Below are 23,777 nucleotides of genomic sequence, written 5' to 3'. Positions count from 1 at the left end.
ATCGTACAACCAGCCCTCCACATCTGTGGCAGGGCTGGCTAATTTCATAAATGAAGGAAGTGAGATTGATGAATGCAGCTTACGTCCGCAGGTTTGTCATTATGAGCCTCGCCCCTGCGATTTTAGTTTATGCCTTATTTGTGTTTGTCCCCGTCCTCTGGTCAGGCTACTATAGCTTCTTCGACTGGAAAGGAATTGGTACGGCGAAGTTTATCGGTTTGAAAAACTATGTAGAAATTATTCATGATCCTATTTTTTGGACATCCTTAAAGAATAACCTTATTTTTCTAGTTGTTGCTGTGTTTGGTCAGCTTCCGGTTGCACTTATCCTTGCCATTCTGCTGCACAAAAGCAACGCGCTGCAACGTTTCATCCGTTCTGCAGTCTTCGTTCCGATGGTTATGTCCTCCGTCGTCATCGGTATGATTTGGCAATATATATATCATCCGCAAATCGGTATCCTGAATCTGCTGCTCGATAAGCTAGGCTTAGAATCTTGGAAGCTGCAATGGTTATCTGATCCTAAAATTGCGATTTTCGCTTTAGCCCCTCCACTCATTTGGAGTTTTGTCGGTCTCTATTTAATTATTTTCATCTCCGCCTTTCAGAATATCCCTGGTGAAATCCACGATGCTACGCAAATCGATGGCGCAGAAGGCGCACGCAAGTTATTTTCCGTTACCCTGCCTATGATGTGGAGCACCGTGCAAATTGCTATTATCTTATGTATCTCTGGAAGCTTGAAATCCTTCGATCTCGTGTATGTGATGACCAAGGGCGGTCCTGCTCACGCGACTGAGCTGCTCGCTACGTATATGTATAATTCGACCTTTTCCTCGTATCGATATGGATTTGGTAGCGCCATTTCGACAACAATCGTCTTAATCAGCCTTATTTTCATTGGGATTAGCCAATGGGCAACAAGTCGTAAATCCAAAGTATAGTGAAAGGAGGAAGCTGACTATGTCTTCTGTTCCAATTCAAGTAAAACCAACTGTCACAACTCGCAAGTTCTCGCTTCATGTATGGAAACAAGGCGCACTCTGGACATTCCTGACCCTTTATGCGGTCCTTACGTTATATCCCTTGTTTTGGCTCGTTATTTCCTCATTTAAAACGAATAGCGAATTCTTTAATCATCCGTTCGGTTTGCCACAAACATGGAAATTTTCCAATTATGTAACGGCATGGCAAGCGTCCAAAATGGGTACAGCTTTTCTCAATTCCGTTATTGTTTCTCTTGTCTCACTTGCACTCACGTTGTTTTTGAGTTCCCTAGCAGCTTACGTTCTCGCAAGAATCAAATTTCGTTTCAAAGGCATTATCCTTGCCTTTTTCGTCATTGGGATGCTGATCCCTATTCATAGTACACTTGTTCCATTGTTTATTCTCATGAAGCAAATAGGACTTCTGAATACGTATTGGGCACTCATATTGCCTTACACCGCATTCGCATTACCGACAGCTATCTTCGTTCTTACGGCTTATCTAGCTTCTGTACCCAAGGAAATTGAAGAAGCAGCCTATATTGATGGCACTAAGCTATGGGGTGTATTCTGGCGCATCATGCTGCCAATCTCCTTGCCGGCACTATCGACGGTCGTCATTCTAAGCTTCTTACATTTCTGGAATGACTTCTCCTTCGCACTTGTTTTTATAAGCAAAAGCGCCTTAAAAACGTTGCCGCTCAGTATCGCCAATTTCGCGGATGGCTACCAAACCGATTACGGCTTAACACTCGCCGCTATGACGATCGCTGTTATTCCGACAATCGCTGTGTACTTGGCCTTCCAAGAGCAGGTTATGAAAGGTATGACCGCGGGAGCAGTTAAAGGCTAATTGACTTCTACCATCCAGACAACAAGTAAGGAGATGACACGTGTTGCGCAAGTGGTTTGGCTATTCCTTACAGCGTAAGCTATCCTTCATTATGCTTGTAACCACATTAATCCCCCTCTTGTTTCTGGGCACCTTCGCTTTCACGACGTCTTCGGATATTACCAAAGATAAAGCGCAGCAAACAGGCTTGAATTCGCTCGCGCAAATGGATGCCAAATTCCAGTTCATCTTGAAGGATGTTGAGAACATGTCCATTTTCCTCATCGGTCAACGTGATATTCAATCGTATTTGAAGCGAACCGATGAGAACTTGGATGCGCAAGCACAAATCCTTGGCCTAATGACCAATCTGGTGTACACCAAGGATTATATTTCAAATATTACGATTTATCCCAGCAATAACACGACGCCTCTTTCTACCTCTACGATCTACAAATCTAGTTTGGATCAAGAGATCACCATTAATCAGATTACAGACAAGCTGTGGACTGGCTTATATCACATTGAGAATTATTTAGGTAAACGACAAGTATTTTCCTTCATTCGGCCCTTACGGGGTATGAATACCTACCAGACGCTTGGCTGGCTATCCATCACTGTGGATGAGCAAGCCCTGTCCCGTATTTGGTCTATTCCGCAGCTTGCTGATGGTTATGGTCAAGTCGCTTTGCTGAATGAACGAAATGAAGTCATGTCTTCCACCTCCAAAGATTGGCTATCACAGAAGGCGGATAGCTTATTTCCTGGTTTAAATGAGCGTATCCATGGTCATACTTCCGGCGTCTGGACTTCAGGGATTGGGAAATCACAACAGAGCATTTTATTTTATCAAGAGCCCATGATCAATTGGACGATCGTTGGCATCATCCCATCGAAGCTCTATAGCGCTCAGAATCGGTATATTTTGCAATTAACAGCTGTAGCCGTTGCCCTTTCCGTCATAACTAATATTTTACTCACGATATTCGTTATTCGCAAGGTCACGAGGCCTCTCGGATCTCTAACTCGCTTACTATCGACCATTAATCCCGATGAACCCTTGCCGCTTTATCCCGTATATACAACAGATGAAATTGGTCGTCTTGCCGGCAGCTACAATTTGTTAAGTACCCATATCGAAGTCTTAAAAAAGCAGCTCATACACAATGAAACGCGAAAAAAAGAAGCCGATATGCGTGCACTGCAAGCACAAATCAATCCGCATTTTCTGTATAATACGTTGTCTTCGATACACTGGATCGCTTTACTCCAAGAGGAAGATCGTATTGCTGAAATGGTCGGCGCTTTAAGTGACTTCTTACGCTTCAGCTTGAATAAGGGGAAAGAATATTGTAAGGTCTCGCAGGAGCTCGCGCATATTCGTAATTACGTTCAAGTGCAATCGATTCGTTTTCCAGATGAGTTTACGGTTGATTATGTGGTTGATGCCCGTTTAAGTGATTCGTTCATGCTGAAATTGTTGCTTCAACCCTTGGTTGAAAATGCGATGATTCATGGCATTCAAATGAAAGAGGAACCTGGCACCATCTCCATCTATGTCGAACAAAAGGGCAACCTGATGCATTTCAAAGTGATAGATGATGGTATTGGGATGACAGAAGAGCGTTTGAATGAGGTATTCGAAAGTTTATACCCTGCAGAGGGCACGATAGGAAACGATGCCAGCTACGGATTGCGTAATGTGCACGAACGCTTGCAGCTGCATTACGGGCTTGATTCGGGCATCAAGATCGAGAGTCGATTGAATGAAGGAACTTGTGTGTCATTTTCGATCCCAGTTTTGGAGGATATACATGAAAATCTTGATCGTTGATGATGAAGTCATCATCCGAACCGGCTTGGCCAAAGTCATTAATTGGAAAGAAATCGGACTCGAATTGCTGAAGCCAGCCGTTTCGGCAGAAGAGGCGCTTCGCCGTATGCCTGAGGAACGTCCGCATATTTTGTTAACAGACATCCGAATGAAGCACATGAATGGCTTAGAATTAGCTCAGAAGGCGAAAGAAATCATTCCGGATATCGAGACGATCATCTTATCTGGGTACGATGATTTTATGTATACACAGCAAGCTATTCGACAAGGTGTCAGCGACTATCTCTTGAAATCCAGTCGGCCTGAAGAAATTATGAAAACCGTCCTCCAAGTGAAACAGCGCATTGAAGATAAATGGAAGCATCTCAACCAGGATCTCTATAAGAACAAAGAAGTTCGCAATCGTTTGTTTGAACGCTGGATTATTGAGGGGGAATCCGCGGCTGTCGATGAAGACATGCTGCCCGACTATCTCCCCCTTTTATTTATTACGCATGGCCAATTTCAACCTAAATTTCAAACCTACGTTGTTACCGCTGAAGGCTGGGGAGAAACATCCTCGGAAACCTCCTTGCTGCTGTTCGCTGTAGACAACATGCTGCATGAGATCTTGCAATGTGAAACCTTGATTTACCGGCAGCGAATTGTCGTAGCCCTTCCGAAAACAAGTGCATCTGACTTCTTCGATCATCCCGACTCTGCAAAGCAAAAGATCGAGCGTCTGCTCAAATGCAAAGTCAGTATATCTATCGGCGAAGTCGTTCATCAGCAGTCTGATTTATACAAATCTTATGTCACCGCAGATTATGCCTTCAGCTATAAACATCATCTAGATGAATCTATTCTGATTTATTCGGACATTGTTGGGCGCAAAGGCGGTAAAACCGTCTGTACCCACGAGGAGGAGCTGGAGCTCTCTTCGATCTTGTTGGATGACGACTCCGTCGCATTGAAGAACTGGGTTCAGCGTTATTTGCAATCGGAGCTGAACGACCCGCATATGACGATCGAATCACTTGAATCTTTGGTCCGTTCTGCTGCCCTGTCCGCACATCGTTGGCTAGAACGTGTGTTGACTGCAACGGGTCGTCAGGGAGCCCTCGATGATTTAAATATCGCCTTCGTCGTCAAACGGGATATCGTGCTGAAAGACGCGCTGTTTCAATACCTGCTGACGATTATGGAGCTGTATCATCATCGGTTAGGTGAGGGTCAAGCCACACATACACAGAAAGCGATGGCCTACATCCATGAGAATTTGGGGAAGGATGTTGGCTTGCAGCAGGTTGCTAAATATGTGCATTTGCATCCGAATCATTTGAGCGAAGTTTTTAAAAAGGAAGCCGGCATTACGTTTGGTGACTATGTGACTCGCCAAAAGATTAATCGTGCCATGGAAATCCTAACCGTATCCCCTGCCAAAATAGCCGATGTCGCAAGCTCAGTCGGATTTGAAGATATCAAATATTTCAGTCAAGTATTCAAGAAATTCACTGGTAAAACACCGAGTGAGTTCCGGGAGGAAGCAGTCCTTCATCCGGCTGCCCCATCTCCAAAATTTTAAAATACATGGTGTAAGAGGAGAAATGACAGATGGAATTATCAGGATTATGGCGATTGCAGCAGTTCGAAGTTGGTCAAGCTAGACCACTCGATGTCGCGGCAGCATGGTTAGACGATCGTTTCTGGATTACAGCTAAGGTTCCTGGGGATGTCCACTCCGCGCTGATTGAACGGGAGTTGATTGAGAACCCTTATTTCGGTCATAATGACGCGAAAAGCAGATGGATCGAGCAAAAAGAATGGTGGTATCGTCACTCCTTCAACTATTCGTTAGGGAATGCAAATGATGAGAAAGAGAAGCATGAGTTAACCTTCGAAGGTCTTGACACATTTGCAACAATCTACGTAAACGGTAAGGAAATCGGAACAACGAGCAACATGCTAATGGCGCATACATTCGATGTCACACGCGTCATTCAGGACGGTAAAAATTCAATTGCCGTTAAATTTGATCCTTTGCATTTACACAATAAGGATAAAGAATTATTCCAATGGTCCTCTTATACGAAAGAGCGCCCTTGGTTGCGCAAAGCAGCGATGAATTTCGGCTGGGACTGGGGTCCACGCATGGTCACAGTAGGGATCTGGGGCAAAGTATTTATCGAACGTTACCGCCGCGCGAAGTTAGACAGTGTTTTTGCTAGAACTCGCACGATCAGTGATACACAAGCAGAAATCCAAGTTGATGTTGACGTGACTACACTTCGCAAAGGTGCACAGAAGTCGTGTGACATTCGTTTATTAGATGAGGCAGGTCAAGTTGTTGCTTCTGCACAAGGAAATGTGAAATCATCAGAATCGTTCGCTTTAAACGTAGCGAATCCACAGCTTTGGTGGACACATGACCTCGGCAAGCCTTACTTGTACGAGCTTGAAGTTGTTCTATATGCTGACGGCGAGCAAGTGGATGCGTATCGCAAGCCGTTTGGTATCCGAACGATTGAGCTGCAAGTTAAGGATCCGGAAGGTCAGAATGCCTTTGCTTTTGTGCTAAATGGTGTCAAACTATTCGCCAAAGGTACGAACTGGATCCCTGCTGATCACTTCATCGGAAGCATTCCAGATCAACGCTACAGAGATTTAATTGATCTTTCTGTTACATCCAATCAGAACATGCTGCGCGTGTGGGCAGGTGGCATCTATGAGAAGGATGTCTTCTATGAGGAGTGCGACAAGCGTGGCGTTCTGGTTTGGCAGGATTTTGCCTTCGCTAACGCGTTATTCCCTGATTTTAATCGTGACTTTATGGAAAATGTTAAGAGCGAAGTGATCTATAACATCAAACGCTTGCGCAATTACACCTCCCTGGCCCTCTGGTGCGGGAATAATGAAATTGATTGGCTGTACGATATGAAATCCGCTGGTGGTGACATCAACTGTCCATTCTACGGGGAAATCATTTATCACGAACTGATTCCAGATGCGCTCGAGCTGCTCGATGACAGTCGTGCTTACTGGCCATCTTCCCCATTTGGCGGCAATGATGCCAACGATCCTGATGTCGGCGACCGCCATAACTGGCAGGTGTGGCATGGTTCTGTTTACCCGCGTCAGTTCGGCGATGTGCCATTGCTTGATTACAGTATTCAAGGCGTCACGTTCAAAAATTACAAAAAAGACTTCACCCTTTTCAGCAGTGAATTCGGCATGCATGCCTCAGCTAATCGTTACACGTTGGAGAAAAACATTCCGAATGGCCAATTTTACTGGAACAGTGTTGAAATGGCTTATCGCAACAAAGATACGAATCACCAAAAGGGTATTCTGCTCATGGAAGGATATACCGGTATTCCGACAAACATTGAGGAATATATGAACTTCTCCATGCTGACACAAGCCGAAGGCCTGAAGTATGGCATTGAGCATTATCGACGGAACAAGCACCGCACGAGTGGGTCCCTCATCTGGCAATTAAACGATAGCTGGCCAGGTACTAGCTGGTCGCTGATTGATTATGAATTGTTACCGAAGGCTTCCTTCTATTATGCCAAAAAGTTCTATCACCCGCTTCTGCTCTCGATCGATCATGAGCCTGGGCAGGACTTGGCCGTATGGGCAGTCAACGATACGTTATCCAACTTACAAGGTCAGGTTCACGTAACTGTTTATAACTTCTCCGGGGAGACATTGTTCACGCACGCGTTCGAAGCAAAAGTAGCGGCGAACACGGCTATCCAACTGGGAAGTTTGCCTGAAGCTTCCGTATTAAGTGGGGCATCGGCAGAGCAGGTTGTTGTCCGCGTACACACGACTGACTGGACTGCGCCAGATAATCTACATTATCTGCGTGATCAGAAGGATCTCCAGTTCCCTACGACTTCGCTTAGCGTGAATGTCGATGCAGATACGCAAGCCGTGCATATTACGGCCAATGGCGCACACGCGCGGATGGTGAAGCTGGATCTCCCTCAGGGAAATATTCGCTTCAGCGACAACTTCTTCGATCTGCGCGCTGGCGAGCAAGTGACTGTGCATATCAGTGACCCAACAGGGAACAAGGTTGATTTAACAAAGTTGAGCGTGAGTGCAATAAATTTATAAAAACAAATAGAGACTAATCATACTAAATCTGCTATTATGCATCTCTTTCGCAAAATAACTATCAGCGTATAAAGATAAAACCACTCCGTCCAATGGAGTGGTTTCTTTCGATTGAACATCTCTTTTATTGAACTACTGTACCTCTAACCAATAACAGGAATTTCAGGGAAATTGTATAAATGCCAAGAAAGCTCGGCATACTACAGGAACAATTTACTAATAAACACATCATCGGAGGTTTTAATGAAAAATGGTTCCATAACGTTTTTGCAAACATCCATGATGTTTATGCTTTCTGTTGGACTGCTGAACCATGTCATTATCATTCCGTTGGTGTTAGATAAAGCACAACGCGACAGCTGGATTTCCGTTCTGCTTGCAGGCGCTTTTTGTATGATTTGGGTTGTTCTGCTTTATTCGGCTATTTCTAAAAATCGAGAGATCCGTTTTTTTCAATGGCTAAAGCTTACCTACGGTGCAACGGTATCCTACCTAATGGCAGGAATTGCTTGTTTGTACCTTCTTACTTTATCGACGATTACGTTAAAAGATACCGTTACTTGGATCCATCTATCATTCGCAACTAGCACACCAAAATTTGTTTTAGCAACTTCTTTGTTGCTTGTCTGCGTTTACAATGCTTATAAAGGGATCGAATCTATAGCCAATACAGCCGTAATCTTTTTACCCTTAGTTGTCATTTTTGGATTTTATGTGAGCTTTGCTAATTATCCCAATAAGGATTACTCCTTACTTAAGCCATATTTGGAGCATGGCATGATGCCAGTCTGGCATGGTGTTATTTATGTTGGAGCAGGGCTAATCGAATTATCATTGCTATTATTTATGCAGCATCACATTCGTACTCGCATTTCGTTCATGTCGCTTGTTTTTCTGGCCTTGATACTATTAGGGCTCACAATAGGTCCTCTTATTGGGTCTATCATCGAATTCGGTCCTAAGCAAGCTTCACATTTGAGGTTCCCCGCCTATGAAGAGTGGAGACTCGTGACGATTGGCCATTTTATTGAACACATGGACTTTTTAAGTATTTATCAATGGTTTAGCGGGGCATTCCTGCGAATTTCTTTGTCTCTTTTTTTAATTAACGATATTCTAAACATTGAGAAACAAGGTAAAAAATTGTTATTTCTTTTCCTCTTATGCGCTATCCAGTTAATAGCGATTAGTTGGCCTTTTAGCGATCCTAAATTTATCAATCTGTTAACTGAAATTTTATTACCCCTTATATTTTGGGTGATGTCGTGCTATTTCCTAATTGTCATTGGGTTAATTCATATCGGAGACAGATGGAGAAGAATAAAATCATGACCAATACATTAGATCAGCTAGATTCTATGAATGATGAAACATTTCAAACCTTTCGGCAACTGTTCAAAGACTGCAGCGATGTACTCACGAATAAGCTGACTGTTCCACAAAAGAATGGAATTTCATCCACTTTACTCCTGATATATTGTGACGGGTTGTGCGATGTTAATCGGATTAATGAGTTTTTTATTCCCCACCTGATTGAAATGTTTAAAAACCATGTCATTTCCGATGACGCTGAACTCAGGCAGCAGCTGCCATTCCATCTTGACTCCATCCCGCATGATTTTGATGCGGATCTTATCATGAGTAAAGTATTTAATGGTGAATTATTAGTTTATTTTTATGACACAGCCTCCTTGTATGCTTGGAATTTGGCCAATGCCCCTCAGAGAAAAACGGAGGAAACGAATGCGGAGATTTCGGTAAAAGGTCCTCGAGATGGATTTATTGAAGAAGCGAAGACCAATGTCGCATTAATTAGAAAAAGATTAAAGACAAATGCTTTGGCAGTTGAAGAGTATACATTCGGCACTCAGACACAGACGAAAACAATGCTGCTTTATCTGAAAGAAAGCATTAATCCAGTCGTAGTAGAGGAGATTCAATCCAAGCTGGCCAATGTGAAGGTAAAAGGCCTGATTAGCACTACACAACTGGAGGAGCTGCTAGTCGGTAATACGTTATTCTCGAAGTTTGCGTATACGGGCAGACCCGATTTTGCGGTGAACTCACTCATGCATGGCAGGTTTGTCATTGTGGTCGAAGGTTCTCCAACGGCGATCATTGGGCCTATTAACCTGACCTTTTTGTTTAATACTTCGGAAGATGCCTATACACTTAATTTATTTGTCATGTTTACACGGACTTTAAGGCTATTCGGTATCTTTCTTTCTGTATTTCTTCCCGGATTTTGGATTGCATTGCTTACCTATCATCAGGATCAGCTTCCGTTCACTTTGCTAGGAACACTTGTAATGTCAAGGCAAGGTGTTCCGTTGCCGACGACTCTCGAAGCCGTTGTCATGGTTTTACTGTTTGAATTATTTCGTGAAGCGGGCATGCGCTTGCCATCCACTATCGGACAGACAATATCCGTTGTGGGCGGATTGATAGTCGGACAAGCGGCGATTAGCGCGGGAATGACGGCACCAGGCATTCTTGTGGTGGTAGCCATCTCGGTATTAGCATCGTTTACCATGGTAAATCAAAACATGGTTGGCCTAGTTAGTCTGCTGCGATTAGTCATATTACTGATTTGCGGTCTGCTAGGATTATTCGGATTATTGATATGTATCTTAGCTATTGCCATATATATGGTCAATCTGCAATCCTTTGGCGTTAAATATTTAAGTCCTATAGCTCCGATCAGCTTCCGTGACCTTTACAAAATTGTATTCCGAATGCCTTGGGGGAAGAAGGAAGGAGTACCAGACTTTACCCGAAAAAACGGAGATGAGCAACCGTGAGAATGATACGGCAATCACTGGTTTTTGGACTAGTCTCTCTAATGCTTACCGGATGTTGGGGAGCCAAAGAAATTGAACATCTCGCTTATGTCAATTCGATCGGAATTGATTATGTGAAAGGCAATGTCGTATTTTACACTAAAATGATTGGTTTTACTAATATTGCCAAGAAAGAAGCCGGGGCAGGACCTAACAAGGAGCTTGTTTCCATTGGCAAGGGTGAAGGAAAGACAGTGGATGAGGCTATCTTTGATCTCTACAAAACTGCGCAGCAAAGACTATCTTGGAGCCACGTGAAAACCTTGGTGTTCACAGAAGCAGCGCTGCGACCGGATGTCATTCATAGCATTTTAGATCAAATGGACAGATATTACGAGTTTCGGTACACCATTTGGACGATGGCAACCCGGGGTTCGATCGAGGATATGTTTAACGTAAACCCTACCCAAAACATGTCTACCCTTTATTCACAATTAAATAACCCGCTTGACCGATATTCTCAAAGCTCGTTGGTTGCTCCTCTATATTTGTACAAATTTATTTGGAAATGGGAGGAAGACGGACAGATATTGCTCCTTCCCGTCTTAAGCGTCAATACAGATAGCTGGATAGAGAATAAGAAGTCGTCACCACAGCTTCAACAAGATGGCATATGCGCCATTCAAAATAAAAAATTGACTGGGTGTTTTAAACTTGACGATATTAAAGGCCTGCGTTGGATGGAGAAAAAAACGGTACGTACCCCTTTAATGCTTCAGGTCGATCAAGAGCCGATAGCGATGATGATTATGTCAAAAATCAAACCTTCCATCGAATCCAAACTATCAGACGGAAAACTAACGTTTCAAATTAACGTCAAGGTGCAAGGCTCGATAACGGAACAGGAAAAGCCTGCAACAGAGAAAGAACTGGTAGATCTCGCAAATAAGGAAATAAGAAGGCAGATTCAGAAAACATATCTGATCGGACTTAAATCAGGTGCTGATCTTCTTGGTCTTTCCAATATGCTCTACCGATCCAACCCAAAGGAATGGCATCGCTTGAAGGAAGATGGCAAACTACCATTAAACCCTGAATCTTTAGGAGAGATTGATGTGAATGTAGATTTAGTCGATGTGGGGATTGCTAAAATAATTAAAAAAATAGACAGCGTTCCCTATCAATAAATTTACAAAAACCTTCACTTCCACTTTCGTGGCGGTGAAGGTTTTGTCACATTGCTATAGCTTATTTAGTTCTTTCGCAACAGCTCGTCCCGCTTCTCGGCCGCTAAATAAGCAGCCCCCGAGGAACGTCCCCTCCAGCGCACGATACCCGTGGAGACCGCCGCCTCCGAATCCGCATGCCTCACCGGCAGCGTATAAGCCAGGAATGGCTTCTCCCGCTTGATTCAGAACACGACCAGATAAGTCCGTTTGTAATCCGCCTAAGGTTTTGCGACTAACGATATTCAATCGTACCGCGATAAGCGGTCCATTCGCAGGGTCCAGCAGGCGATGTGGCTTCGCAACACGAATTAATTTGTCCCCGATATAATTACGAGCGCCCCGAATGGCTGTGATTTGCAGATCTTTGGTAAATTTGTGCGCAATTTCCCGATCTCTTGCCTTAATTTGCCGCTCAATATGGTCATAATCAAGCAATTTCTCCTCCGTCAGCGCATTCATGCCAGTGACAAGCTCAGCCAATGTAGAAGCAACAACGAAGTCCTCCCCCTTGTCCATAAAAGCTTGCACAGGTGCCATCGCGCCTGGCCGTGCTCTAGCCAACACTTTACGTATACTTTTCCCCGTCAAATCGGGATTCTGTTCGGAGCCTGAAAGCGCGAATTCTTTTTCAATTATTTTCTGAGTCAAAATAAACCATGAATAGTCGTAGCCAGACTTTTGGATCGTCTCTAACGTGCCTAATGTATCAAAGCCTGGGAAGTTAGGTGCTGGCAAACGCTGACCACGCGCATCCAACCAGAGGGAGGATGGCCCAGGAAGAATACGAATACCATGATTATGCCACACGGGATTCCAATTCTTGATCCCTTCTGTGTAATGCCACATCCGGTCGCGATTCACAATGCGACCTCCAGATTGCTCAGTAATGGCGAGCATTCGGCCATCGACATGTGCGGGCACGCCAGAGAGCATGCGCTTCGGTGCTTCACCAAGCCGACTTGGCCAATATTGGCGGACTAATTCGTGATTTGCGCCAATCCCGCCACTGCTTATGATAACCGCTTGCGCACGATAATCGAATTCGCCAATCACCTCACGCGAGCTCGCTTCCCCGCGAGCCGCAGTGCTAGCCACAAGCACAGAACCGCGAACACCGTTAATGGCACCCCCGCTTTGATTAAGCTCGTTCACACGATGACGGGGCTTATAAACCACGCGTCCATGCTGCATATGCGCCCGAATGCGCTGTTCAAATGGGGCAATGATGCCAGGTCCTGTCCCCCACACGATGTGAAAGCGAGGTACAGAGTTGCCATGTCCCTCCGCCAAATAACCTCCGCGTTCCGCCCACCCAACAACCGGAAAGAAGCGTATCCCCATGGCGTGCAGCCATTCGCGTTTTTCACCAGAAGCGAACTCGACATAAGCCTCCGCCCACTTGCGGCCCCAGTAATCCTCGTCGTCTTCACGATCGAAGCCAGCCGCCCCCTGCCAATCCTGCCAGGCTAGTTCTTGTGAATCTTTAATGCCTAGACGGCGCTGCTCAGGGGAATTCACAAGAAATAAGCCGCCGAATGACCACCAGGCTTGTCCACCAAAGGAAGCTTCTGGCTCTTGATCCAAGAGCAGCACCTTTTTGCCAGCATCCGCGATCTCCGCCGTCGCCACTAAGCCTGCCAGTCCTGCTCCAACCACAATAACATCATAATCCATGATCGAATTCTCCTTTGATTCTCGTCTCTAGATAGCCACTTTCGATCTTTTGCCATACAAAATGCCCCCTTCCGACCACTATAGCCAAAAAGGAGGCAATGCATAAGAATTTGTTTCCTTTTCCATTATGAATCTTTGAGATCCTCTTCCATGTCATCGATGACGACTAGTGGTTTCTCCATCACTAGCTTTTTTAAAGGCACAGGCTTCACCTCAATCGCTCTAGGGCGCGAATCCCCATAAAGCTCGGTAAAAATCTCTTCGATTTCATCACCTGTCAAATCTTCTCGTTTCAGCAGCTCTTCCGCAATTTTATGAACGAATTCCGTATATTCAAGTACGAGCTTCTTCACTTCGAGCATTTGTTCCTTGAGAAGCTCATTGATTTGTGGTCGAAGCGCTTTGAGTCCATCTGTGCGAGAACCGACTGCCAGGAAGCTGAACAGCTCATCACCCATCCCGAGCATCCCGAGATACGCACCTGCAATTTGGGTAGCATGCTGCAGGTCAGAAGTAACCCCATTCAATTTCTTGTGCAAGAATTCATCTTCTACCGCACGGGCAGCCAGACAAACCTGAATCTCTGCTAGCATCTCAGAGTCGCTGCGATTATATCGCTCGTGCGTCTCTTTCGTAGCCGAAAGTCCAAGTGCACCACCGCGCCTCACGATCGTCACTTTCCACACACGTTCGTGAGGCTTCAGCAGGAACTGCGCCACCGCATGACCTGCTTCGTGATAGGCCACATTCCTCTTCTCGTCATCGCGCATTGAGCGCAGCGGTTGCTTGAGCCCCCACTCATAGGTTTCCATAGCGGCCCGGAAGTCTTCATAGCTGGCCGCCGGTGCACCACGTTGATGTGCGATAACGACAGCTTCGTTAACTATATGTTTAATTTGTGCAGGACTATAACCAATGGAATCAAGACCAGCTTTCTCCGCGGTTAACGTTTCGTCCAGCTTGACCTTTTTCAAATAGTATTGGAAAATATCAACCCGACCGTCATAATCCGGGACATCCACCCATAGTTGTCGATCGAAACGACCTGGTCGAAGCAAGGCTGAGTCGAGTACATCTGGCAAGTTGGTGGCTGCTACAGTTAAAACTGGCGGGCGTTCCGCTTTTTTACGGCGTAGACCGAGCGAGCGCAGCATCTTAACAATCTTGGACGTGTCGATGTTCGGTGGGTCCATTTGCAGAAGCAGCTCATTCAGCAAGCCTGAACCGCCGCCCATTCCCATCATACCCATCATCCCGCCACCAGCACCGCCGCCTTGTCGGCTCATCCCGATCGCATCAATCTCATCAATAAAGATGATACAAGCGCCGTAAACGCGGGCAAGCTTTCGTGCTTTCTTATAAATCCCCATTACTTTTAAGTTACCTACACCGAAGAACATGTTCTGAAAACTTGGCGCTGATGCGTAAGCAAATGGCACTTGTGCTTCATTGGCAATAACCTGTGCTAAGTATGATTTCCCTGTACCTGGCGGCCCACAGAGCAGCAATCCACGAATCGCTTCGCCGCCCATCTCCTTAAACTCTTTGACACCCTTCAACAGGGTAACAATTCGTTTGGCGTTCTCCACAATCTCAGGATTACCGCGATAATCATCCCACGTAGAGCCCGTCTCCCCAGGCAAAATCCAGTACGTTCGCCCTCTCGCTAAGAACCAGAAGAGTGCTACGAACTGAATAATCATAAAGGCCATAGCCATAACCAGGTTCAACAGTAAGCCGATAATACTAAACGCGACACTCCAATAGGTTGGCCCACCTACCCATAACACCCCGAAAATCAAGGCAATGGCTGTCAGCCAGAGGATCAACTTTCGCCATCTAATCCATTGATATCTCCTCATGGCTACACTTCCTTCATATGATAAAGTTTGAATATCCCTTTGAAAAAACTCAATTCTAGACCCTGCTTGAAGCAGGGCCTCAGCAACGATTATTGGAATCTTTTAATGATATCGAGCACATACTTGATCATCACTGCGAGACCGCAAATGAAGTAAAAAATCACAATAATCCAACCTGTTGGATCAAAGGAAGTCATAGATAATAGAACGGTCAGTGGCAGCACATAGTATAGGACATCTTTCAAATAAACTAACACGAGTGCAGGGCCAAAGGAGCCTTCCCAAAAGGATTTGAAGAACGCGATAAGAAAATCAATCAGCATGAACCCAAAAATGCCCCAAAAAGTGTAAATTATCCAGCCCTCAAGTGTATTAGTCACTTTTCATCACCACCTTCCTACATACTATGCTAGGAATAGATTCGGGTGAGAAATCAGTGGGCAATAACCGATGAGCCTAAAAATATGTTACATCTATTACTTACTTCATTAAGCTTTATTTTCCTTCTAAATCAATGCGGTTTTAAGAAAAATATATTACTTTTTTTTAAAAATAAGACCGAAGTTTGGTCCAGAATCTTTGAAAATTCACTTCTACCTTGCCGCTAGATCGCGTAAGCGCAACCAAGCTAATGATATGATGCGACGAAAAAGAATTATTTCCTTTTTTTACAAGTCAACACCCAAAAAAAACCAACTATTTCCGAATACTTTAATAAGCTTACCAACTCAAGCACGCACCTCAAAATCGCAATTTTCTACTCATTTATTTTATTAAGGAGAGAAGAAAAAGATGAAGCATTCGCGTATGAAAAAACTGCTTGTACCAACACTAGCCCTCACACTTGTGATGGCAACGGGAACAACGGCCTTCGCTCAGAACGGCCACGACCGCAAGGACGATGATCGTAACAACAACTCACGCCAAACCTTTGACAAACGACCGTCTGCGGCAATTAAATTTGACTTCAAAGATATCAAAGGGAAAGAATTCGAATGGGCTTTAAACTACATCATGAGTCTAGTCTCTAGACGCATTTTCGATGGGTATCCCGATGGTACCTTTAAACCGCAAGAGACTGTCTCTCGTATCGAGGCCATCACGGCAGCTGTCCGGTTAATGGGGCTGCGCGATCAAGCAGAATCCGCTGAGGAGAAAGCAACCAAGCTGAATTTCAATGATGCAGCTGCTGTACCCTCGTGGGCTGTCGGTTACGTAGCAGTCGCATTGGAAAACGATTTGTTCGCCGAATCCGATACGAATGTCAACCCGAATCAGCCAGCAGATCGCCTATGGGCCACAACGCTCCTAGTCAAAGCATTGAAGCTACAAGACGAAGCTGAGGCCAATATGAATGCAAGGCTCCCTTTCTCCGACTCCTCCAGCGTACCCGCAGGATCCGTGGGATATGTCAAAGTAGCCGTCGACAAAGGCCTTGTGAATGGTTTCGAAGATAATACGTTCCGTCCCAAACAGCTCGTAACTCGCGCCCAAATTGCCGCTTTGCTGGATCGAGCAGGCAACCAATTGCCTAATAGTGTTGACGGTCTTGTAACAGGAACCGTTGTAGCCCCTGTCAGTGGCAATGTACTGACCGTTCGAACTAATGGCCAGAACATCAATCTGACCCTGGATCCTAATGTGTTTATTTACCGGAACGGCGCTAAAGTCAGTCCATCGGCTTTACAAACGGGTGATGTCCTGAAGATTCGTTCCAACGATGGCAACATCATTTATATCGAAGTTACACAGCCAAGCGGTGGCAACCCTACAACGCCCACACAAGCCATTGGGGTGAAGACCGGCATGGTGACTGGCGCGATTACTGGGAGTACACTAACCCTCTTGAGCAATGGGCAAACTATTTCTCTCCCGATAAACAGTAACGTACTTTACTACCGAAATGGTTCCCAGACGACGGCCTCAGGCATACAAGTAGGTGATATCGTCAGCACGCGCTCCTACAACTATGGTGTCAGCTATGTGGAAGTGACACAACCAGTAGGCACAAGTGGGACGCCAACCAATTACGCTTCGACTGTAACGGGCACGATGTCTTATCCGATTAGCGATAATATTTTATTGTTAACTACCTCTTCTCAACTCCAAGGCGTTCCACTGGGCAGTCAGACTATCGTGTACAAGAATGGTGCATTTACGACGCTATCGGCGCTTCAGGTTGGCGATGTCCTGACAACCTACGCCTACAATAATACGGCAGCCATCATTGAAGTAACCAAGAGTGTGTCGCCAGTAACGACAACAGGCGAGATGACCGGTACGATTACAGGTCCGGTCACCAATAACCTCCTTACGCTAACGAGTGGCGGCCAATCTTACAGCTTACAGCTTCACGCAAACACCTCCATCTACTTGGATGGCACGCAAACAACGAGCGGCGTACTACTGCCAGGTCAAGTCATCAAAGTGCATTACTATAACGGCATTGTATTGCATGCCGAAGTCCTTCAACGTGTAGATGGCACAGCTGTTACACAGCCTACAATTGCCCAACTCACGGGCACAATTATTTCGGCGACAAACAGTCTCCTAGTTATTGTGAACGGCAACCAAGCTCAAGCGATTACCTTGAACGACAAGGCATTCGTCTATCGAAGCGGCGTTCAGGTTAGTGGTTCAGCACTGCAACCAGGTGACATCGTTAAAATCCGTTCTTATAATAATTCAGCCATCTATACCGAGGTCACACAGCTTACCAACGGCAACAATCAGAGCTTCAATGTTTCCGGGACATTTAACAGCGTAACCTTTACGAATCAAGGCAAAATTGCAACCATCACGATCAACCAAACAGGCACCAATGGCAGTAACGTGACGACGACTTACAACGTGTCATCCACGGTAACGATCGTTGGCAATATCACGAACTTGGTGCAAAATCACGCCATATCGCTGCAAGGTACAGGTGCCTTGATTAACAAGATCACCATTCAGTAGCTTCGTTTCAATAAAAAGAGGTTCTCCCATAAGCCATGTATGTGGCGGGGGACCCTCTTTTTGCTATTCAGTGGATTTAGAGCAAAATGCAAAAGTGCAACCATTTTAATCAAATTCACCTCACTTTTTAAAATGCGTGCAATTGTGCAACTATTTCTGCCTCCACTCGTCGTTTTGGCACCTTTTCGGTGCTAAAAGATGCACTTTTGCACGAATTCATCTATGTTTAGCTTTTTCCCCGAAAATGAGTGTATTTTAGCATCTTTACCCATTTTTTTACACGCAACTATCGACATCTGTAAGCGTGTTTTTCAGCGTTACAGCGCGGAGGAGCATTCGACTCCCCTCTCGCTGAAGCGAACAACAAAGGAGCTAAGCGCAAACAGCCACTTAGCTCCTTTTCCATTCCAATATTGGCTTCGCTATATCAACGCAAATACAAACTTAGCGGTTGCAGCTTCAAGTCCTTCAAGCCGGCATGAACCAGCTTCGCAACTTCAATCCCGCCTTGCTGCTGGAAATGCGTGTTATCCTCGACACCATCCGGGAAATTCATGAATTCGCCTGGTGCCAGCCACATGAATAGCCGTTTGGTCCCTTCTGGCCCTAGCTCTTCAAATAATGCCTTGCTGCTTGCGGCAAGATCGATCAATGGCACTTCTTCAGCCGCAGCCAACTCACGCATCGCAATCAGATAATCGCCGTGCGTATCACGCAATGTCCCATCTTCTTCGAAAAACCGACGCTGCACGGATGTGACCAAAATCGGATATGCGCCTCGCTCCCGAGCACCGTCGATATAGATTTTCAACGTTTCCTTGTAGGAGGAAAATGGTTCTGTAAATCGCGCTTCATCCGGCTTCTGGTCATTATGACCGAATTGGATGAGCAGGTAATCGTAGGGCTTGATGCAGCCCCAAATCGTATCCAAGACGCCTTCGCGAATGAAGCTTAGGGAGCTTCTGCCCGATAGTGCATAATTAGCTACCGCCGCATCTGCTTTGACGAATAGTGGGAGCATTTGTCCCCAGCCCGCATACGGATACCCGTCTGTCGGCTGGTCGGTCACGGTGGAATCTCCTGCTAGAAACAGCGTACAAGCTGTAGGCATAGGCTCGATTTCCAACGCATTGATGCGCGGTGCCCTACCCGTGAACGTGAGCTTCAGCTGTGCATCCGCGACCCATATTGAGAAGCTTGTGCGAACAAAATGTCCCGCAGAAGTACGCTGCTTATGAAGCACAAGCCTTCCTTCTCCCGTGGTGATCGTCGTTTCTGTTTCGGCGATCTCATCGCCTAGTAGAATCGAAACACGATAAGTCCCGTTAGGAACATCCACCAGAAACGAAGTGTCCAGCGGAATACAGAAATCTCTCCGCAGCGCACCGGGCTCGTCCCGATCCTTGGCATGAACATTCTTCACATTGCTAAATCCATATCCAACCGTTTTCTCATACTCGGCTGCTGGAGTAATCTTGGTGTACCCTGACTCCGGGTTCCCAACCCCGAAATCAAACTTCAACGCGTGTGTCATCGTAGATATCCTTTCTCTTTACAACGGAATTTCGCCGCCGGGATATAGGGTTGAACTGGACAAGCGTTTGGGCTGCGGCAGTTGTGTGCCGGATAGTCCTTCTCGCAACGCAAGCGGCCCACTTGCATAAATGGCGGCTGTGTCGTCATTATAAATGATCACTTGCTCTGTCCCACTACCACATACATCGGCATGTACGGCATATCCGTGTAGCGGAAATTCAACAACAACGTTCATCTCACCATCATACAAGGATGGCCAAACCCCACCACCTCTACGGTAGGCAAGTATCAGATCCGCTGAATCTGCTTCCCAGCCGCGTAGGGGCTCGATAATCGTCAGCCAACCATCCGTTTGGCGATCTTCCTTCCATATTTCTTGACCTTCACTGTCCAAGAGAAATAGGGCGTCCTTCCCTTTCAATCCCTTCCCATCATCCTCACGAACGAGACGATCTAGTCCTGCAATTTGCAACCCTGGCTTATCGCTGCAGAACCTGCCCAAGGCGATATGCTGCGATTCGATGGAGCCTTCATAGCGCCATAGCTCTTTGCCGAAGCGGTCATACATCACCGTGACACTTCCGCCAATCACAAGCTCTGGTTGACCATCCCCATTCACATCCCCGATCCAGATACAGTCGGCATGATCCTCAAGATCCTGACAGCTCCACAGCTTCTGACCATCATGATCCAATAAATCATAACCAGCCATGACTTCGTCTTTCCCATCCCCATCCAAATCATACACCCATGGGAAATGCCCAGGATTACCTTCGTGAGTCCATAGTAAATTGAAATGACGATCGAACGCCCACATCGTGTGATAACGGTCTTTTAGGATAATGTCACTGGCATACGCCCCGCCAGTCAAATTCGCCACAATGATGCAGTCATGGGCATGCTCATGCGGCAGCTCGTATGTGGCCTTCACTTCGCCATTTTGGCCATTCAGGATGAGAAATCGCCCATCCATCACGCATAATACTTCTAACTGACCATCGCCATCGATGTCAGCGATCTGGGCAGGGTAGTCTGACCCCGCACTTCCAGCTCCCGAATCTGGCTTGCCTGTCTGCCACAGCAGATTGCCCTCCAGATCAAATGCCGTCAGGCATTGCACCTGATGGGGAATATATCGAACATCCTGTCGGTTGTCGGGATGCACCATTAGCATCTCCATACGACCGTCACCGTTCAGGTCACCTAGGAGCATTTTGCAGCGCGGGCCAGCCGCACGAATATCGACCTTTCCAATCAAATAAGCTTCCTTGCTTGTAGGTTCCACAGCTAATCTCTCCTCAATTCTGTCTATTGGGGTAGCCATTCTGATATAAGCTCAAGTGCGATTATCGTATTCAATGACCATTGTGCAGCCTCATTCGTGTTCATCCAATCGATCTCTTGCAAGGTATCCACGTGCGTAACGATGGAGGCCTCCTGCTGCAGATCAACCTTAGCAAACGCGCTTCCGAGCAAAATGGACCAGCATTTCTCCGCCGTCTCATCATCCCGCTTATAAAAAGCACCATAGGCTGTGATCGCTGCACTGAGCACTGGATGCTCGAAATGTTTCGTGGAGATCTGACCATGGGTCAGCTTATCCTTCTGCTCCTGCGTTTGGTTATAATACACGCCGAGCTCCGCCATCATGTCTTCCCATTCGGGGTCTTTCAACATGCCTGCAAGCTCGAACCACACCTGCGGTCCTCCCATACAAATGGCCAAATGCCTTCCCCAGTTATCGTCACCAAGTGGTGAGAGCACGCCTGTTTTCGGATCGTACCCATAGGTTGGTCCCGAGATAAGCCCATAATTCGTATCCTTAATACAATTGATGCCCACCAAGATTTTGTCCCGATACGAAGTATCCTCATAGCGTTCCCAACGTGTCATCCAGTTTGAGCTAAAAGCCGCCCAATCCGGCCCCACACGGATATGCGTTGGATGCTCATCCTTCGGAAAATAAGCCCGCATCGGATCCAAATTCACCGTCGTGAAATCCGAATCACGCACTTCATCCATGATATCCCCGATCCGCTCATCGGCGGTCAAATAATAGAAGTACCGATGTAAGCCCGCCATCCCAATGCGAGCCTCCTTGCAGCCGCAGCCCCAATGGACCACATTATGCCTGGATCCAAGTCCCGCATATTCACCAAAATGGTACAGGTCCACTTCACTTGTGTGACGAGTCATGGCTTCTGCCATTCGGAAAATATCCGCTCGACCCGTGCGGAGGAACATAACCCATAGCCACATGTTGGGCGCAAGCTCTGTATTTTGCCAAGCACAGCCACCTAAATCATAGTTCCATACATGCCTAACAGGATCATAACTATGCATGTAATCGCCATAATCCCAGAACCCGTACCACTTTCGTTGCTCAACTTCATCTTGATAAAAGGTAATAATGCCATCCAGCCGATTCTCCAGCTGCGCTTTCACTTTATGACTGCGGTCTGGTAAGCTCCAATAGCCGAAAGCTCCCGACTCGTGATAATACGTAGGCTCACAAATAAGAAGGGAAGGATTTTGCGTCTCCTCCTGCATATGCTGTAGCAGCTCCGTATCCGGCGTTTCACTCGTACACCACAGCATCAATTCACTCGTATTCGCAATGCCATATGGCGTTGCGCGAAGTTCTTCCGCTCCTTCATAGGAGGATTCTACATGTGTTTCTGTATCATAATGGCGAAGGTCCATCGGCGTCCCGTCAGGAGACCACAACCAGATCGTAAATGCTGCCTCCGAAGCTGCTGTACCATGTATCTCAAAGCTAGATGGATGCTTCTCCCAGAAGTTTCTCAACCCCACGGCTAAGCCGCCGCCTTCACCACCGACATAACTCAGTCCGCCAGCGCGAGCTCCGTCTGTCACCTTGACCCAGCTGCAGCCAGCTTTCGTCCGCTTCCAAATACGATAATGTTCAGATGAATCTTGAACAAGTTTAAAGCTATCCCATGTCGCTGAATCATCCAGCAGCCCTAGGAAATACGCATCCTCTGTGGGGTCAAATGTGGTCAACTCACCTGCCGTTTGATGCTCGAATAACTCTCTATACTTTCCTTTTGTTCGGCGGGTATGTAAGGTTTTGGGCGATTCGCTGAAATAGCCACGATCCCCTGCCAAACGGATATGCCGATTGTATTGGGCCCCTCTCATCGGCACCGCGAAGCGAATGCCTATGCCTTTAATGAAATCCTCGTGGGGATTCCCATCATAGTGAAACGTATGCACGAGTTTAATCGTTTCCTGTCCCGCATACACATACAAACGCAGTGTAAAAGGCAGCCACTCTCGGCTTCCCGTCGTCGATCGGAGCCTGCCATCTAGTTTAACGACAGCCCGAATCGGTCCGTTCTGTTCAACAACAGCGCGTAAGACTCGGCTTTCGAAAGTCTCCTCGCGGCTTATCCGTACACCCGACGCCTCGCTCAGTCCTTCTTTCAAGCCAATCAATTCGCCGCCGCTACATATCTGGTTGCCCTCACGAACGATACTGCGAAGCCATTGTTTCCCCTGCTTGCCTATTGTGCATATCATAACGCCTGTATCAAGCGTAATGGTGTCATCCGTTTCAGTTACTAGCATACGGTGATCGGACTCGGGACCTTTTCCTTTTCGAATGGTGAAGTCATCTGCTTTTCCAGGAAGAACGGCTGCCGAATGAGCGGACCATTTCACGCTGCCATCCGGCCAGTAAGCGGTCGGCCAGCTTTGGACCGGTATAGCTTCTTCACCGTCACCCGTTTCCAAACGCAATGACTCTTCTCGCCCAAGCACGCCCTCGCGCCAAGGAATTCCCCATGTTATCCCAACAGGTTTAGATGCCTCTTTGTTTAACCAACGCAGCTTAATTGCCATATCCGAAGCCAAGCGATCATCTCCTTTTCACATGTAGCCCCATTGTAGAAAGTGGAGCTCTTGCGAACAAGCGGACATTATTGCAATGGTGTACTCGGATCGTTTGCACTTTTTTGGC

Annotated in this window: 15 protein-coding genes; 9 read left to right on the top strand and 6 right to left on the bottom strand. The window is 46.3% G+C overall.

Annotated elements, in window-relative coordinates; all coding sequences use genetic code 11:
* The first annotated feature begins 68 nt into the window (after positions 1-68).
* The 8 genes from AC58QG_RS22835 (at position 69) to AC58QG_RS22800 (ending at position 11,723) form a co-directional block, all read left to right on the top strand.
* Positions 69-944 carry a carbohydrate ABC transporter permease gene (locus AC58QG_RS22835; protein WP_497364428.1) on the top strand — a complete coding sequence of 292 codons (876 nt, stop codon included), beginning with the start codon at positions 69-71 and terminating at the stop codon, positions 942-944.
* Positions 945-963: 19 nt separating this feature from the next.
* A complete protein-coding gene (locus AC58QG_RS22830) occupies positions 964-1,839 on the top strand; it encodes a carbohydrate ABC transporter permease (RefSeq protein ID WP_497364427.1) in 876 nt (291 codons plus the stop codon).
* A 40-nt stretch (positions 1,840-1,879) separates the two neighbouring features.
* Complete coding sequence (locus AC58QG_RS22825; protein WP_497364426.1) at positions 1,880-3,652, top strand: cache domain-containing sensor histidine kinase; 1,773 nt, start codon at positions 1,880-1,882, stop codon at positions 3,650-3,652.
* Positions 3,633-5,216, top strand: coding sequence for a response regulator (locus AC58QG_RS22820; protein WP_497364425.1), 1,584 nt, complete (start codon positions 3,633-3,635; stop codon positions 5,214-5,216). The genes AC58QG_RS22825 and AC58QG_RS22820 overlap by 20 nt, the downstream gene beginning before the upstream one ends.
* A gap of 29 nt (positions 5,217-5,245) precedes the next feature.
* Positions 5,246-7,756, top strand: a complete 2,511-nt coding sequence (locus AC58QG_RS22815) for a beta-mannosidase (RefSeq protein WP_497364424.1) — start codon at positions 5,246-5,248, stop codon at positions 7,754-7,756.
* Between the two features lie 243 nt (positions 7,757-7,999).
* Positions 8,000-9,088: a GerAB/ArcD/ProY family transporter gene (locus AC58QG_RS22810; protein ID WP_497364423.1), complete on the top strand. Its 1,089-nt coding sequence runs from the start codon at positions 8,000-8,002 to the stop codon at positions 9,086-9,088.
* Complete coding sequence (locus AC58QG_RS22805) at positions 9,085-10,557, top strand: spore germination protein (RefSeq protein ID WP_497364422.1); 1,473 nt, start codon at positions 9,085-9,087, stop codon at positions 10,555-10,557. Before AC58QG_RS22810 ends, AC58QG_RS22805 begins: the two co-directional genes overlap by 4 nt.
* A 2-nt stretch (positions 10,558-10,559) precedes the next feature.
* Positions 10,560-11,723: a Ger(x)C family spore germination protein gene (locus AC58QG_RS22800; RefSeq protein WP_497364674.1), complete on the top strand. Its 1,164-nt coding sequence runs from the start codon at positions 10,560-10,562 to the stop codon at positions 11,721-11,723.
* Between the two features lie 54 nt (positions 11,724-11,777).
* Here AC58QG_RS22800 and AC58QG_RS22795 read toward each other — a convergent pair whose 3' ends face one another.
* From AC58QG_RS22795 to AC58QG_RS22785, 3 genes are all read right to left on the bottom strand, one after another.
* Entirely contained in the window at positions 11,778-13,439 is a 1,662-nt protein-coding gene (locus tag AC58QG_RS22795; protein ID WP_497364421.1) for an FAD-binding dehydrogenase, read from the bottom strand.
* 125 nt (positions 13,440-13,564) lie between these two features.
* A complete protein-coding gene (locus AC58QG_RS22790) occupies positions 13,565-15,301 on the bottom strand; it encodes an AAA family ATPase (protein ID WP_497364420.1) in 1,737 nt (578 codons plus the stop codon).
* Positions 15,302-15,390: 89 nt separating this feature from the next.
* The gene (locus tag AC58QG_RS22785) at positions 15,391-15,681 is read right to left on the bottom strand and encodes a hypothetical protein (protein WP_497364419.1); all 291 of its coding nucleotides are present in this window, start codon (positions 15,679-15,681) and stop codon (positions 15,391-15,393) included.
* 412 nt (positions 15,682-16,093) lie between these two features.
* Here AC58QG_RS22785 and AC58QG_RS22780 point away from each other — a divergent pair, with 412 nt between their 5' ends.
* A complete protein-coding gene (locus AC58QG_RS22780; RefSeq protein WP_497364418.1) occupies positions 16,094-18,259 on the top strand; it encodes an S-layer homology domain-containing protein in 2,166 nt (721 codons plus the stop codon).
* A 427-nt stretch (positions 18,260-18,686) separates the two neighbouring features.
* Here AC58QG_RS22780 and AC58QG_RS22775 read toward each other — a convergent pair whose 3' ends face one another.
* From AC58QG_RS22775 to AC58QG_RS22765, 3 genes are all read right to left on the bottom strand, one after another.
* The gene (locus tag AC58QG_RS22775; RefSeq protein ID WP_497364417.1) at positions 18,687-19,793 is read right to left on the bottom strand and encodes a rhamnogalacturonan acetylesterase; all 1,107 of its coding nucleotides are present in this window, start codon (positions 19,791-19,793) and stop codon (positions 18,687-18,689) included.
* 18 nt (positions 19,794-19,811) lie between these two features.
* The gene (locus AC58QG_RS22770) at positions 19,812-21,008 is read right to left on the bottom strand and encodes an FG-GAP-like repeat-containing protein (protein WP_497364673.1); all 1,197 of its coding nucleotides are present in this window, start codon (positions 21,006-21,008) and stop codon (positions 19,812-19,814) included.
* A gap of 95 nt (positions 21,009-21,103) precedes the next feature.
* Positions 21,104-23,671 (bottom strand): exo-rhamnogalacturonan lyase family protein, encoded by a 2,568-nt coding sequence (locus AC58QG_RS22765; protein WP_497364416.1) that lies wholly within the window; start codon positions 23,669-23,671, stop codon positions 21,104-21,106.
* Positions 23,672-23,777: the final 106 nt, after the last annotated feature.

Source organism: Paenibacillus sp. J22P169 (genome assembly GCF_059691995.1).
Note: the sequence above shows the minus strand (reverse complement) of the source record. Positions and strands in the feature narration are given on the sequence as shown.

What these genes read in the sequence shown, in the direction of transcription:
- AC58QG_RS22770 (WP_497364673.1), bottom strand. Translation starts at nt 21,008, where the DNA reads ATGCTCCTAGGTGACCTGAACGGTGACGGTCGTATGGAGATGCTAATG.
- AC58QG_RS22775 (WP_497364417.1), bottom strand. Translation starts at nt 19,793, where the DNA reads ATGACACACGCGTTGAAGTTTGATTTCGGGGTTGGGAACCCGGAGTCA.
- AC58QG_RS22780 (WP_497364418.1), top strand. Translation starts at nt 16,094, where the DNA reads ATGAAGCATTCGCGTATGAAAAAACTGCTTGTACCAACACTAGCCCTC.
- AC58QG_RS22805 (WP_497364422.1), top strand. Translation starts at nt 9,085, where the DNA reads ATGACCAATACATTAGATCAGCTAGATTCTATGAATGATGAAACATTT.
- AC58QG_RS22800 (WP_497364674.1), top strand. Translation starts at nt 10,560, where the DNA reads ATGATACGGCAATCACTGGTTTTTGGACTAGTCTCTCTAATGCTTACC.
- AC58QG_RS22795 (WP_497364421.1), bottom strand. Translation starts at nt 13,439, where the DNA reads ATGGATTATGATGTTATTGTGGTTGGAGCAGGACTGGCAGGCTTAGTG.
- AC58QG_RS22810 (WP_497364423.1), top strand. Translation starts at nt 8,000, where the DNA reads ATGAAAAATGGTTCCATAACGTTTTTGCAAACATCCATGATGTTTATG.
- AC58QG_RS22815 (WP_497364424.1), top strand. Translation starts at nt 5,246, where the DNA reads ATGGAATTATCAGGATTATGGCGATTGCAGCAGTTCGAAGTTGGTCAA.
- AC58QG_RS22830 (WP_497364427.1), top strand. Translation starts at nt 964, where the DNA reads ATGTCTTCTGTTCCAATTCAAGTAAAACCAACTGTCACAACTCGCAAG.
- AC58QG_RS22820 (WP_497364425.1), top strand. Translation starts at nt 3,633, where the DNA reads ATGAAAATCTTGATCGTTGATGATGAAGTCATCATCCGAACCGGCTTG.
- AC58QG_RS22790 (WP_497364420.1), bottom strand. Translation starts at nt 15,301, where the DNA reads ATGAGGAGATATCAATGGATTAGATGGCGAAAGTTGATCCTCTGGCTG.
- AC58QG_RS22835 (WP_497364428.1), top strand. Translation starts at nt 69, where the DNA reads ATGAATGCAGCTTACGTCCGCAGGTTTGTCATTATGAGCCTCGCCCCT.